The 13799-nt window shown below is 33.7% G+C and carries 15 protein-coding genes and 2 tRNA genes; 8 read left to right on the forward strand and 9 right to left on the reverse strand.

Annotated elements, in window-relative coordinates; genetic code table 11:
• Positions 1 to 178: 178 nt before the first annotated feature.
• A tRNA-Ser gene (locus WCG23_05080) sits at positions 179 to 265 on the reverse strand.
• Between the two features lie 160 nt (positions 266 to 425).
• Here WCG23_05080 and WCG23_05085 point away from each other — a divergent pair.
• A tRNA-Leu gene (locus WCG23_05085) sits at positions 426 to 510 on the forward strand.
• 115 nt (positions 511 to 625) lie between these two features.
• Here WCG23_05085 and WCG23_05090 read toward each other — a convergent pair.
• Together WCG23_05090 and WCG23_05095 are read right to left on the reverse strand one after the other, a co-directional pair.
• Positions 626 to 1501 (reverse strand): flagellin, encoded by an 876-nt coding sequence (locus WCG23_05090; protein ID MEI8389243.1) that lies wholly within the window; start codon positions 1499 to 1501, stop codon positions 626 to 628.
• A 57-nt stretch (positions 1502 to 1558) separates the two neighbouring features.
• Positions 1559 to 2434 carry a flagellin gene (locus WCG23_05095; GenBank protein MEI8389244.1) on the reverse strand — a complete coding sequence of 292 codons (876 nt, stop codon included), beginning with the start codon at positions 2432 to 2434 and terminating at the stop codon, positions 1559 to 1561.
• Between the two features lie 466 nt (positions 2435 to 2900).
• Here WCG23_05095 and WCG23_05100 point away from each other — a divergent pair, with 466 nt between their 5' ends.
• From WCG23_05100 to WCG23_05110, 3 genes are read left to right on the forward strand one after another with little or no spacing between them, the layout of a single operon-like run.
• The gene (locus WCG23_05100; protein ID MEI8389245.1) at positions 2901 to 3644 is read left to right on the forward strand and encodes an RsmE family RNA methyltransferase; all 744 of its coding nucleotides are present in this window, start codon (positions 2901 to 2903) and stop codon (positions 3642 to 3644) included.
• Positions 3645 to 3676: 32 nt separating this feature from the next.
• On the forward strand, positions 3677 to 4861 hold the full coding sequence (locus WCG23_05105; protein ID MEI8389246.1) for an MFS transporter: 1185 nt from the start codon (positions 3677 to 3679) through the stop codon (positions 4859 to 4861).
• 18 nt (positions 4862 to 4879) lie between these two features.
• Complete coding sequence (locus tag WCG23_05110) at positions 4880 to 6298, forward strand: HD domain-containing protein (protein MEI8389247.1); 1419 nt, start codon at positions 4880 to 4882, stop codon at positions 6296 to 6298.
• Between the two features lie 57 nt (positions 6299 to 6355).
• Here the strand turns inward: WCG23_05110 and WCG23_05115 are convergent, their stop codons facing one another.
• From WCG23_05115 to WCG23_05130, 4 genes are all read right to left on the reverse strand, one after another.
• The gene (locus WCG23_05115) at positions 6356 to 6724 is read right to left on the reverse strand and encodes a hypothetical protein (protein ID MEI8389248.1); all 369 of its coding nucleotides are present in this window, start codon (positions 6722 to 6724) and stop codon (positions 6356 to 6358) included.
• Positions 6725 to 6776: 52 nt separating this feature from the next.
• The gene (locus WCG23_05120; protein ID MEI8389249.1) at positions 6777 to 7169 is read right to left on the reverse strand and encodes a hypothetical protein; all 393 of its coding nucleotides are present in this window, start codon (positions 7167 to 7169) and stop codon (positions 6777 to 6779) included.
• Between the two features lie 52 nt (positions 7170 to 7221).
• Positions 7222 to 7542 carry a hypothetical protein gene (locus tag WCG23_05125; protein ID MEI8389250.1) on the reverse strand — a complete coding sequence of 107 codons (321 nt, stop codon included), beginning with the start codon at positions 7540 to 7542 and terminating at the stop codon, positions 7222 to 7224.
• A gap of 193 nt (positions 7543 to 7735) precedes the next feature.
• Entirely contained in the window at positions 7736 to 8131 is a 396-nt protein-coding gene (locus WCG23_05130; GenBank protein MEI8389251.1) for a hypothetical protein, read from the reverse strand.
• A gap of 275 nt (positions 8132 to 8406) precedes the next feature.
• On the opposite strand from WCG23_05130, the gene WCG23_05135 reads away from it, so the two are divergent.
• The 3 genes from WCG23_05135 to WCG23_05145 are packed head-to-tail and all read left to right on the forward strand — an operon-like array spanning position 8407 to position 10973.
• Entirely contained in the window at positions 8407 to 10410 is a 2004-nt protein-coding gene (locus WCG23_05135) for an alpha-amylase family glycosyl hydrolase (GenBank protein ID MEI8389252.1), read from the forward strand.
• A 51-nt stretch (positions 10411 to 10461) separates the two neighbouring features.
• Positions 10462 to 10719 (forward strand): DUF2281 domain-containing protein, encoded by a 258-nt coding sequence (locus WCG23_05140; protein ID MEI8389253.1) that lies wholly within the window; start codon positions 10462 to 10464, stop codon positions 10717 to 10719.
• Positions 10716 to 10973 (forward strand): type II toxin-antitoxin system RelE/ParE family toxin, encoded by a 258-nt coding sequence (locus tag WCG23_05145; GenBank protein MEI8389254.1) that lies wholly within the window; start codon positions 10716 to 10718, stop codon positions 10971 to 10973. Before WCG23_05140 ends, WCG23_05145 begins: the two co-directional genes overlap by 4 nt.
• 6 nt (positions 10974 to 10979) lie before the next feature.
• On the opposite strand, the gene pheS is transcribed toward WCG23_05145, so the two are convergent.
• Complete coding sequence (gene pheS / locus WCG23_05150; protein MEI8389255.1) at positions 10980 to 12014, reverse strand: phenylalanine--tRNA ligase subunit alpha; 1035 nt, start codon at positions 12012 to 12014, stop codon at positions 10980 to 10982.
• Positions 12015 to 12062: 48 nt separating this feature from the next.
• Positions 12063 to 12452 (reverse strand): diacylglycerol kinase family protein, encoded by a 390-nt coding sequence (locus tag WCG23_05155; GenBank protein ID MEI8389256.1) that lies wholly within the window; start codon positions 12450 to 12452, stop codon positions 12063 to 12065.
• 454 nt (positions 12453 to 12906) lie between these two features.
• Between WCG23_05155 and WCG23_05160 the strand changes: the two genes are divergently transcribed.
• Positions 12907 to 13671: a metallophosphoesterase family protein gene (locus tag WCG23_05160; protein MEI8389257.1), complete on the forward strand. Its 765-nt coding sequence runs from the start codon at positions 12907 to 12909 to the stop codon at positions 13669 to 13671.
• Positions 13672 to 13799 lie beyond the last annotated feature (128 nt).

The raw sequence follows: 13799 nt of genomic DNA on the forward strand, positions 1-13799 counted from the left end.
GGAAAGTCAGGATTCTTTATTTTTAATATTTTAAATTACTTTGCGTAACTCCTGTATAAAAATCGGAGAAAAACCCGGAAAATAAATTCTCTTAATTTCACAAAATGCAAAAATCCCGCAATTTGCGGGATTTTTAAAGGCTAAAGGACTTATTGTTCTCTTGATATACACTAAAATACGGAGAAGGAGGGATTCGAACCCTCGATGCAGTTGCCCACATAACACCTTAGCAGGGTGCCGCCTTCAGCCACTCGGCCACTTCCCCATTTTTAAATTAATTTTAAGTTTAACATAAAAAAACATTTTTTGTTCAAGATAATAAGTGTTATTTTTATTTTAATGAATATATGGACTTAAAAAAAAGTTTATTATATTATGTGTACACAGTAAAAATAAATAAATCGAGTATTAAAAATGCCAAATATGCCTTGGTGGCGGAATGGTAGACGCGTCGGACTTAAAATCCGATTAGGCTCACACCTAGTGCCGGTTCAAGTCCGGCCCAGGGCATTTTAAAAAAAGACCTAAAAAGGTCTTTTTTTGTTGCAAAAAAAAAGGGTTAGCATATAGCTAACCACTACAGGGAGAGTATTTTGTGGGAGTGTTTCCAGGATAATTTATTTATTTAACCTATTAATTTTAGGGCAATGCTTGGTATTTGATTAGCCTGCGCAAGAACACTTGCTGAAGCCTGCTGTAAAATTTGATACTTAGTCATAGTTGAAGTTTCTTTTGCTATGTTAAGATCTCTTATCCTTGATTCTGCTGCTTGAATATTTTCATTCATTACAGTCAAGTTGTTCAAGGCACTTTCAAGTCTGTTTTGATATGCACCTATGTTTGATCTTCTGCTGGAAATATCCTTTAATGCTGCATCCAGTGTATCCAAATAGAGTCTTATTCCATTGCCGCTTGTACCTGCCCAGCTAGCACCTGTTACTGATAGAGAAAGACCACTGGGGCTGGCGGCAGTTACTCCGATAGAGGAAATAGTAGCTCTACCAAGTACGCCTTTTTGTATATCAATGGTGTTTGTTGAAGGTCCTGAATTTGCTCCTACCTGTAATTTTGTCGAAGCTGTTCCGTCTAATAAAGTTATATTATTAAATTTTGAAGATTTTGCTATTCTATTAATATCAAGTAACCTTGCGTTAATTTCTGATAAGATAGCATCTCTTTCTGTTGAACCGTTTGTATCGTTTGCTGCTTGTACTGTTAATTCTCTAATTCTTTGTACGTTTTCGTTAACTACTGAAAGGCTGCCTTCTGCAATCTGGAGCATGTTTATGCCATCCTGAATGTTATTGATAGCTTGAGCATTACCTCTGATCTGTCCTCTTAAGTTTTCAGAGATTGCTAAACCTGCTGCGTCATCTGATGCCCTGTTGATTCTATACCCTGAAGATAGTCTTTCAATTGATTTTGTCAGATTTGACGAGTTGTTTGCTAAATTCCTTTGCGCAATTAATGACGCTACGTTTGTGCTGGCTGTAATTGACATATTAATTTCTCCTTATATAAAATTTACGTCCGTGTATAAATTATTTTTCAGTTGAGTTTATCCGAGCAGTTTTAATGCAATCTGAGGTAAAGCATTAGCTTGTGCCAGAACGCTTGCTGAAGCTTGCTGAAGTATCTGATATTTAGTCATACTTGCTGTTTCTTTTGCTATATCAAGATCTCTTATTCTTGATTCGGCAGTTTGAATGTTTTCATTTGTTACATTAAGGTTTCCCAGAGCGCTTTCAAGTCTGTTTTGATATGCTCCAAGATTGGATCTTCTTGTTGTAATATCTTTTAATGCTTTATCAAGAGTATCTAAATAAAGTCTTATGCCGTTGCCGCTTGTACCAGCCCATGTAGCACCTGTTACTGACAATGAAAGACCGCTTGGACTTACTGCACTTACTCCTATAGCAGAAATAGTGGCACGATTCAAAACACCATTTCCGATAACAATAGTGTTTGTTGAAAGTCCTGAGCTTGCTCCAATTTGAAGAGTTACTGACTGTGAACCATCAAGAAGGTTTACATTATTAAACTTGGTTGCTTTTGCTATTCTGTTAATATCAAGTAATCTTGCGCTAACTTCTGATAAGATAGCATCTCTTTCTGTTGAACCGTTTGTATCGTTTGCTGCTTGTACTGTTAATTCTCTAATTCTTTGTATGTTTTCGTTAACTACAGAAAGACTACTTTCTGCAATCTGAAGCATATTTACGCCATCTTGAATGTTATTGATAGCCTGTTTGTTTCCTCTGATTTGACCTCTTAAGTTTTCAGAGATAGATAAACCCGCTGCATCATCTGATGCCTTGTTTATTCTGTATCCCGAAGATAATCTTTCAATTGATTTTGTGAGGTTTGATGAGTTGTTTGCTAAATTTCTTTGCGCAATTAATGACGCGATGTTGTTATTTACTACAATTGACATACGAAACTCTCCTTGTTTTGTATAAATACTTCCCTGTGTAACCTAATTTAATTTAATTTTTGACAAAAAAGTCTCCCGTGCTAAATTAACAAGGATTTAGCCTGGTGCTTTTATTTAGTTTTTAAAACTTAGTTTGATCTCTATTTTGAATTAAAATTTATTCGAAATAAGAGTAATTGACTCGAATATAAATTTACCCGCAAAGAAAATTCAAAGAACCTTCTTTATTTGATTAAAAAACTTTTTAAACTCCACAATTAATACTCTGTTTTTTTACCTCCCGATTATTTTATTTTTCTCCCACTGTTTTTGTGAATTTCCTTTTCACAATTAATTAATCGAAACATTTCTAACAATCTTTAATAATTCTTAATAATATACAACTTATGGTGGAGAAGGTTTTTTTGTAATAAACTGGAAAATAGCATGAAAACTGAATTTTAGACTTTTAGGGGAATTATCATAAATGCCGCAATTTTTTATAAAAAAAGAAAATATTCGGGAAGATAAAATCTTTATTACGAATAAGTCGGATATTAACCATATAACAAATGTTTTAAGGCACAAAAAAAAAGACAAATTGATTCTTTCAGGGCCCGAAAACTTTGTTTATGAAGCCGAAATCGATTTAATCCAGGCAGATTTAATTGAAGCTAAAATTTCTGATAAATATTTTTCTGATAAAACCTTAAAAATAAACATAACCCTCGCTCAAAGTGTTATAAAATCCCAAAAACAGGATTTTTTAATACAAAAAGCTACTGAGCTGGGTGTCAGAACAATAATCCCTGTTGTAAGCAAAAACACTGTGGTTAAATTTGATTCTGAAAAAGATAAGCTTTCTAAAATTCAAAGATGGCAAAAAATTGTTTATGAATCGGCAAAACAGTGCAAGAGGGGAGATTTGGCGGAAATAAAACCGGTTTCTTCTTTTGAGGAGGTTGTAAATCTTGAGGGATTCGATTTAAAAATAGTTTGTTCCGAAAAAGAAAATACGGTTTCTGTAAAACAGTTTTTGTCCGAAAATAAAATCGATAAAAATGCCGATATTTTGCTTGTAATTGGACCGGAAGGCGGTTGGGACAACAAAGAAATAAATAAATTTGCCGAAAAAGGCTTTGCTTCAGTGAGTCTGGGAAAATTGATTTACAGGGCAGAAACTGCCGCAACCGTTGCAATTTCGCATATAATATACGAATATGAATTATAATTTAACAAAAAATTATTAAATGGAGAATCATTATGGAAGAGATCGCTGAAGAAGATTCATATATAAATAATATAAAATTTTCAAATAAAGGAAAATTATTTTCAGTTTCCTTAGCGCATATGTTTAATGACTGGTATGCAAATTATATTCAAACATTGCTGCCTTTTATGGTACTTGCCGGATTGAGCATAAGCAAAGGAGCATATCTTATTTCTGCGTTTACAGTTACTTCCTCTATTTTACAACCGTTCTTCGGTTATCTTGTTGATCAAAAAAATCAGCGTTGGATGGTATATGTGGGTACTGCATGGACAGCACTTTTGTTAAGTTTTGTGGGTATTGTTGATAACTATACTATTAAATTTATTCTGGCTGCTTTTGCCGGACTGGGAACAGCAGCTTTTCATCCGCAAGCTTCCGCAATGGTTTCTGCTATTTGTGGCGAAAAAAAAGCATTTTCTCAGGCAATATTTATTTCTTTCGGAAATATTGGAATAGCAATTACTCCTTTAATGGTTGTGCCTTATGTTAAGGCATATGGATTAAAATCGACTTTGATCTTTGCTATCCCCGGCTTATTAGTAGCTGTTTTACTTTGGTTTACCGCGCCCAAAACAGTCTTTAAGAAAGCCAATCCCGTTTCAGCTTTTCAAACTTTAAAAGAAAACTGGAATGAACTCAGCAAAATTGTTTCCGTAGTTGCAATCAGGTCTTTAACTTATTTTGGATTGATAGCCTTTTTACCTTTATACCTGATTAAAGAAAAACACATATCTATATCAGAAAGCAGTTATATTGTTTTTGTAATGCTGTTTTCAGGAGCATTAGGAGGTATAATCGGCGGACACTTATCTGACAAATTCGGTAAAAAAATTGTTATTATTTCTTCACTTATTTTGTCTTGTCCCTTCTTTTATTTATTTTTAGAAATAAATTCTCCATTTAAGTATTTATTTTTGATTATGGCAGGAGCCTCCCTTCTTTCATCGTTTTCTGTCACTATTATTGCTGCACAGGAAATAATAAGTAAAAATGCTGCTATGGCTTCAGGTTTAATGCTTGGTTTCGGGGTAGGTATTGGCGGGCTTGGCGTAAGTATTATCGGTCTGCTTGCCGAACATGCAGGTATTAATTACTCAATTCATTTATTAATATTCTTGCCGTTACTTGCAGGACTATTAGGTTTTGGGATAAAAGAAGTAAAAAATAGTGCATAAAAACCATGGAGATTTTTTTTGAACATAAATTTAAATACAATATATGAAGAAGAAATAAATAAAAAGCTTCTGGAACTATGCGAAGAAGAAACGGAACTTTTTCTTGTAGGCGGATACATAAGAGATGTTTTGCTTAATAAAGAATGTTTTGATAAAGATTATTCCGTAAAAGGAGAAAGAGCTATAGCATTTGCATGCAAAGCCGCAAAAGCTTTTGACGGGCATTTTGTCCTTCTCGACGAGGAACATGATATTGCAAGAGTTGTCATGCCTGATAAAAAAAACACTCTGGATTTTGCAGGTTGTGTCGGGCGAGATATTCTGACAGATTTAAAAAACAGGGATTACACAATTAATGCCATTGCCTGCAAAATTGAGAAAAACAAATCTGTATTAATAGATCCTTTAAATGGAATTGAAGATTTAAATAATAAAATAATCCGCACAATCGGGGAAAAAAACATTATTGAAGATTCTTTAAGAATTTTAAGAGCGTACAGGCATGCTGCACAGCTCGGGTTTTCCATCGAAAGTGAAACTTTAAAACTTATCGAAAAACATAGAGCTTTAATAATTATGATTTCAGTTGAGCGAATATCTCAGGAATTAATTAAATTTTTTGAATCTGATTTTGCCGGAGAAAATCTTTGTTTAATGAGCCATTCAGGTTTTCTTGATGAAATTTTTCCCGAATTGACTGCTCAAAGAGAAGTGCCTCCCAATCTTCATCATCATTTAGGGCTTCTTGATCATTCTATTGAAAGTGTTAAGCAGCTTGAGTCACAGATAAAAATTTTTCCTGATTGGGCAAAAGAGCATCTTTACAGAGAATTTTCATCAGGGATAAAAGCAATATCTTTGCTAAAATTAGCCGCTTTGCTTCATGACATAGGAAAACCTTCCACATGGCATATTGATGAAGAAGGAAGACATAGATTTATAAAACACGAAGAAGTCGGTTCAGAAATGGTTTTAGACGTTTTAAAAAGGCTTAAATTCAGCAAAAACGCTATGAAATATATCGCAAAACTCATAAAATATCACATGTATCCTTCACAGCTTTTAAATGAAGGACTGGAAAACCTTTCGGAAAAAGCAACAATGCGAATGTTCAGAAGAATCGGCGATGACATGCCCGAGCTTCTTCTTCTTGCAATGGCTGACAGGCTAAGTGCAAGAGGTGTTGAGATTACCGAAGATGTGGTTGAAAAAAACATTCAGGGTTTGTATTTTCTTCTTGATAAATATAAAAAATCACAGGAAGAAGTGAGGCATCTTCCAAAACTTGTGGACGGCAAAGAGGTTATGGAAATTCTCAAAATTTCGCCGTCTCCGATTTTAGGAAAAATTTTAAATGAGTTAAATGAAGCGCAGATTTCCGGCGATGTTAATACAAAAGAAGAAGCGCTGGAGTTTATAAAAAATTATAAAATTTAAAAAACCCGATGCAGGATTTTGCATCGGGTTTAATTTGTACTTTTTTATATTGTTTCTTTACTCCGTTTTTTCTTTTTTGCTGAAATGTTTTACAATAGCGCTAATTCCAGCCCCTACTGCGGTTGTAGCAAGAAAAATAGCACCCAGTATAAGACCTGCTTTTGATTTTGATTCGTATTTTTCAGCCAGTGCAGTAAATCCGACTTTGTGAAGGATTGCACCAACACCAACACCACCTACAACACCACCTATAATAGCGCCGTTTCTTACTGCATGATTTTTCTTTTTCTCGCTTACAAATTCATCTTTTGGCGGTTCTAAGGAAACCGGCGGTTGTTCAGGGGTTAAATTTTCCGGTTCGTTTCCAAATCCGACTTTGTTTAAATTTGCTGTTCTGATTTGTACAGGTTGAATTGATGCGACCATAATTTTCTTTTCCTTTCCTTATTTTATTCTTTGTTTTTTTATATTGTTTTAATTATTCTGCTTTTTCTTTTTTGTGGAAATTTTTCACAATAGCGCCAATTCCAGCCCCTACTGCGGTTGTAGCAAGAAAAATAGCACCCAGTATAAGACCTACTTTTGTTTTACTAATGTCTCTTCCGAAAGTATCAGTCAGTGCCATAGCCAACCCGGTAAGACCTTTACTCACCGAAAGAGTTGAAACAACGTAGCCAGTAGCAAGCACACCACCCGCAATAGCGCCGTTTCTTACTGCATGACTTTTCTTTTTCTCGCTTACAAATTCATCTTTTGGCGGTTCTAAGGAAACCGGCGGTTGTTCAGGGGTTAAATTTTCCGGTTCGTTTCCAAATCCGACTTTGTTTAAATTTGCTGTTCTGATTTGTACAGGTTGAATTGATGCGACCATAATTTTCTTTTCCTTTCCTTATTTTATTCTTTGTTTTTTTATATTGTTTTAATTATTCTGCTTTCTCTTTTTTGTGGAAATGTTTTACAATAGCGCCAATTCCGGCACCGATTGCAGCAAAAACACCTGTCCTTGCGATGAGAGGAACAAGTGGAGCGCGGCTTATAAAAGCAGAACCAACACCAAGTACACCGCCTATAATAGCGCCGTTTCTTACTGCATGGCTTTTCTTTTTCTCACTTACAAATTCATCTTTTGGAGTTTCTAAAGAAACAGGCGGTTGTTCAGGGGTTAAATTTTCATGTTCGTTTCCAAATCCGACTTTGTTCAAATTTGCTGTGTTAATTTGTGCAGGTTGTATTGATGCGACCATAACTTCCTTTTCCTTTTTAATTTATTTTTTAAATAAAATAGCTTCTATAAGATTAAAAACAAAATTTGACAAAAAATTGCTATTTTATATTTCTTTTTCTTTGCAAAACTTCACATGGTTTTAACAAAACAGCTTTTAAAAACCCGATGTAAAATTTACATCGGGTTTAATTTATATTTTTTATATTGTTTTTTTACGCTGCTTTATCTTTTTTGCCTAAATGCTTAAAAATAGAGCCTATTGCTGCACCGATTCCTGCATAAATGACAATAGCGCCGAGTATAATAAACCCCATACTCTCTGTAGAAATATGTTGATCCAATTTCTTACTGAGTGCTTTAGCCATTCCGTCAAGTCCATTATTTTTGTATAGTTGAGCTCCATCTATACCTGCCTCAACGACAGCACCTGTAATTGCGCCGTTTCTTACTAAATTGTTTTTGTTTCTTTCGCGCACAAATTTATCTTGCTTAGGCTGTTCTAATAAAATTTGAGCCTGTCCTGAGTTTAAGTTTTCTTGTCTTGAGGAAAATCCAATTCTGTTTAAATTTGTTGTACGGTTTTTTACCATTTGAATTGATACGACCATAACTCTCTTTTCCTTCTCGATTTATTTTTTAAATAAATTGGTTTTTAGAAGATTTTGAACAAAATTTGATAAAAAATTGATATTTTGTTTGATTATTTACAAATTTTACACCATTTTTTTAAAAAAGTCTTCATAAAATTGCAAAATTTAATAAATTTTTAATATTTTTTTAAAAACAGTAAAATAATAAAAAATTAATATAATGAAAATTTTTATAGAATATAATGAAGAAATAAATTTTCAAAAATCAGGAATTAAAAGTTTTTAAGGACAAAATGGAAGAATTATTTTATTTTTATCCGAAACAACACGGAATTGACCCTGTTTGTGTGAAAAGTGTTCATATAATAGGGGAATTTAATAAATGGGGGAAAGATAAAAACAAACTTGAAGAGTTCAAACTAACCCAGGACAAAGTCTACAGATGGGTCGGATTGTTTAAAGTTCCTGAAGGAAAGCATTTTTACAAATTTTTTATTAACGGGCAAACAGTTTGCCCTGCGTCAGGGTTATTAACTTATTCAACTGTTTGCACTCCTGAATGGGCGAAAAAAGCTGTCTGGTACCAGATTATGGTTGACAGATTTTTTAGGGGCGATTTATCGAGAAATGTTCCTGATTTAATCGATTGGGCTGCTCCGCCTGACTATTTCAACAACTTTGGCGGGGATTTACAGGGAATAAAAGAGAAAATTGGCTACTTTAAAAATCTATTCGGGTCTCTTGAAAATAAAGCTTTTTATCTGAATCCTATTCACAAGTCTTTGGCTTCTAACCACAAGTATTGGCCCGAAGATTTTGAGGTTATAGACCCACAATTCGGGGATGAAAAGGATTTAAAAGAATTAATAGAGGTTTTGCATAAAGAAAATTCAAGAATTATCATTGATTTAGTCTATAATCACACAGGTTTAAATCATTATGCGTTTTTGGATATTCTAAAAAATGGCAGTAAGTCAAAATATTGCGATTGGTACAGAGGATTAACCCGTACTCATGTGGGGAAAATAGAAATTCCAATACTTGAAAATTATGTTGGAGATAAGCCCCAAAATATTGAATTTGAAAATGACCCGAGAAGCCCTGAATTTGATAAAAAAAAAGAAAGTTTTATTTCGGTTTGGGGTGGAAAATATAAATTTCCAATTATTGAACCCGAAAAATTTAGAAACTCATCGACAGAAGAGCTTTTAAATCGGCAGCCACATTATAAATTAATTTCTTTATACAATAATCCTTCTTATAAATGCTGGATGAACCTGTTTGAAATTCCCGAACTGAAGACAAAAAATCCCGAAGTCAAAAAACATCTTTTTAATGCGGCAAAAAAATTAATCAGGCTTGGAGTTGACGGATTTCGGCTTGATGTGCCTGATTTGTTGGAAGATGCGCATGCTTTCTGGCAGGAATTCAGGCAGGAAATGAAATCCGAAACAGCTGCAATCGGAAAAAATCCCGATGATCTCTATATCGTAGGAGAAATGTGGACGCTTGACGGAATCAATCCGAGCTTTGTGTGCGCAGATGATGACGGAAAACCTTTAAGATATGATGCATTGATGAATTATCCCGTGAGAGAAAATATTTTAAACTTTTTTTCGGGAGAAATTTTAAACAAGGGTGCAGACAGCGTTTGCCGGCATGGGGAAATTTCTGCCGGGGAACTTGATAAAAACCTTCATGAAAACCTGTCAGGGGTTTCTTGGGGAACAAACCAGGTGCAGTTTAACGTTTTTTCTTCACATGACACCAGAAGGTTAAGAACTGTCTTAAAAAACGACCGAAAATTCAAAGCAGCTCTTTTGATGCAGTTTACTCTCCCCGGCATGCCTGTGATTTATTACGGCGATGAAATCGGGATGAATGGCGGAATCGACCCCGCAAACAGGGCTGCGATGAACTGGAATATCTATGATAATTTGCCTCATCATAAAGAAGAATCTGAAATTTTTAACCTTTATAAAAATCTTATCGAACTTAGAAAAAATTATGATTGCCTCGTAAATTCGCCGTTATTAACTCTCAAAATTCACAATCATGACAAAGTTTATTCTTATGCAAGATACAAAAATTCTTCTGACTGCGCTATTGTGGTCGTTGTGAAAAACAATTTAAAAGAAAATCTTCATCTTGATATTTCAAACATGCCTTTTGAAGATATAGAGGGATGGAAAGACCCGATCTCAGGCAAAAATTATTTAAATTACGGCAAAAATATAATTCTAAAGCCCGAAGATTTTTCTGACGGTTTCGGAATTATTCTTGTACCGGAACTTTAAAAATTTAGATTTATAAGTTAAAATAACTATATAAAATAAAGGTTTAAATTTGTGAGTGTTCCTGAAGATAAAATAATTAATATTTTTAAATCACTTCCTGAAAAAGAGCAGGAAGAAATTCTGGATTTTGCTGAATATTTAAAAGAAAAAAAAAGAAAACAAATAGAAGATATGATAAAAAATATTCCTGAAGGTACCGAAGATTTGACTGAACAGGATTTAGAGTCTATTGAAGAAGCAAGAGAAGAATTTAAAACCGGTCAGGTTTACTCTATAGAAGAAATTGAACAGAAATACAATATAGAATGAATATCAAATTTTCTAAAAAAGCCGATAAAGATTTATCCTGCATTGATAAACAAAATATTAAAAGAATAATCCAAAAATTAAAAGCTTTTGCTTCCGGTGAAAGTGTTGATGTTGTTCTTTTAATAGGATACACAAATCTCTATCGCCTAAAAGTAGGTGATTATCGAGTCATTTTTGAATTTATAAACGATGAAATTAAAATAATTCACATATTAAGAATTCAACACAGAAAAGATGTATATAAAGATTTATAGTTAACTTTAAAACTGTTCCAGAAATCTTATATCGTTATTGAAGAAAAGCCTGATGTCGTTAATGGCGTATTTTAGCATCGCAAGCCTTTCTACGCCCATGCCGAATGCAAAACCGGAATATACTTCCGGATCGACATTGACACCCCTTAATACGTTAGGGTCAATCATCCCTGCTCCAAGTATTTCCAGCCATCCTGTTCCTGAACAGGTACGGCAGCCTTTGCCGGAGCATATAATGCACTGAACATCAATTTCCGCACTAGGCTCTGTAAAAGGGAAAAAACTTGTTCTAAATCTTGTAGGACGTGCCTGACCAAAGAATTGACGCGTAAATTCATTTAATACTCCTTTCAAATCACCGAAAGTAACGTTTTTGTCCAGCATAAAACCTTCAACCTGATGAAAAAGATTGTTTTTCCTGCTGCTGACTGCTTCTGATCTGTAAACACGACCGGGACTTATAACACTTAGGGGAGGATTTTTCTTCTCCATTTCCCTGATTTGAGCATTGGAAGTCTGGCTTCTTAAAATCAAATTAGGCGCATTTACTGTATAAAACGTATCCTGCATATCTTTTGCAGGGTGATCGGCAGGAAAATTTAAAGCATCGAAGTTATAGTATTCTGTTTCTACTTCGGGGCTGTTTTGATTCGCTACAAGCGAAAACCCCATCCCTTGAAATATAGAAACAATTTCATTTATTGTAGCTGTTAAAGGATGCTGGCTCCCGTATGGTTTATAATCCCCCGGCATCGTTATATCAAGCTTTTCTGCTTCCAGTTTTTTGGAAACACTTTCTTTATAAAAATCAGCGTATTTGGTTTCAAAAGTTTTTTCGATTTCTTCCGCTATTTCGTTAGCAAGAGCGCCTATTAAAGGTTTTTCACTTTCTGATAAATCTTTAAGTCCTCTTTTTATCGAATTCAATTCGCCTTTTCTGCCGAGATATTTGATTTTTATTTGTTGTAAATCTTCAAGACTTGCTGAATTATTGATTTCCGCAAGCGCATTATTTTTTAATTCTTCCAGTTTAGCTTTCATCATCGCCTCTTTTATTAAAAGTCTTTTAAGTGCCACGATTATATAATATCAATGGCGTAAAATAAAGTAAAATTTGATTATTTTAGGCAAAAACAGCATCGAGCCAACTATTATTGAGCTTATTGCGATTAGCAAAACAGCTCCTGCCGCTATATCTTTTGACATTTTGGCTATAACCGAGTATCTGTTGCCGTAATAAGCGTCCATAACAAATTCAATAACCGTATTCATAAGTTCCGCAAACAAAACAGCATTTATCGTCAAAATAAGAACGGCAAGTTCAATAAATGAAAAGTGAAGAAAAATCGCCAGTATAAAGATAAAAATTCCGAAAATAAAATCAAACCGAAAGTTTCTCTGGGATTTTAATGCGAGCGCAATTCCCCTATATGCGTATGTCAGGCTTTTGAACATGCTGTTATTTTTGTATTTTGACATTTTATAAAAATACCGAATTTTATTTTAATTTTTTATTTCATATTTCATTTTATCTTGATTATTTTAAAAAACACTATAAATATTTATTATTCAGGAAAATCCCTTTAGTTGTTGCTTTTTCCGGTTGAGAACCAATTAATATTAAGAAATATTAATCAATATATCTATAAATTATATAAAAAATAGCAATTTTTTCTATATCGATGTTTTTATATATGTACAAGGACAAAACAAACACAACACACTACCTGAACAAAAAGCCAAAAATTCAATAATCAAAACCTTTTATACACTTACCTACCTACCTTCCCTTACCTACCCCACACCACCTTACCTACCAAACACAAGTTTAAGACAGTTTAACAACTGTCCTTTTTTTTGCAAAAAATTTGATTTTTATTGACGGAACTTGTCATTTTAAGATTAAATATGAGTATAAAAAAAGAGGATTTTTATGAAAATAGCTATAATTTCTGATATACATGGAAATTTAGAAGCGCTTAATGCCGTATTGCAAGATATAGAATCACAGGAAATAAATAAAATTTTTATTTGCGGAGACCTTGCAATGGCAGGCTCTGAACCGGAAAAAACCGTTGATAGAATTATTGGACTTACAAAAGAAAAAGATGTTGCTATAATTCTCGGAAATACTGATGAGATGATTATAAAATCAAGCGGTAAAACAGGAGATGAATTCACTCCTGCGGATGAAACAATGGCGGCCTCTTTAAAATTTACGCAAAAATTTTTAAGGGCGGATCAAATTGAATTTTTAAAAAATCTTCCGCTTAAACATAAAGAAAAAATCGGCGAGCTGGAAATTTTGCTTGTACATGGTTCTCCAAGAAAAATAAATGAAAACATTTCTCCTGATTTAGAGGAAAAAATTCTAAAAGAAATGCTTTCAGGAACACAAGAAGATATAATTTTTTGCGGACACACACATCTTCCTGTTGTTTATAAAATAGAAAAACAAACTATTGTTAATGTTGGCAGTGTCGGAAGACCTTTTACAGAAAACCCTGATGCTTGTTATGCCATTTTAGACTATTCAACTTCCGCTAACTGCAACAAAATTTTTGACATTTCCCACAGGTTTGTAAAATACGACAAGGAAACAACCGCAAAAAAATTGCAAAAACTTCCTTTTAAAGGGAGTGGCAAGCTTGCACAGGTAATTTTGCACCCCAAAGACAGGTATAAGCTTTTTAAATAAATTGTCTAATATTTAAATTACCCGGATGGATAATATCCTTTATTTTTATATAGTTCTATTTGTCATTAAATTTAGGTTTTCAAACCGTCATAATAATATTTATAACAAATATCGGACGGGTAAAGAAA

The organism is bacterium (assembly GCA_037147175.1).
In the GTDB taxonomy this organism is placed as follows: Bacteria; Cyanobacteriota; Vampirovibrionia; order Gastranaerophilales; family UBA9971; genus UBA9971.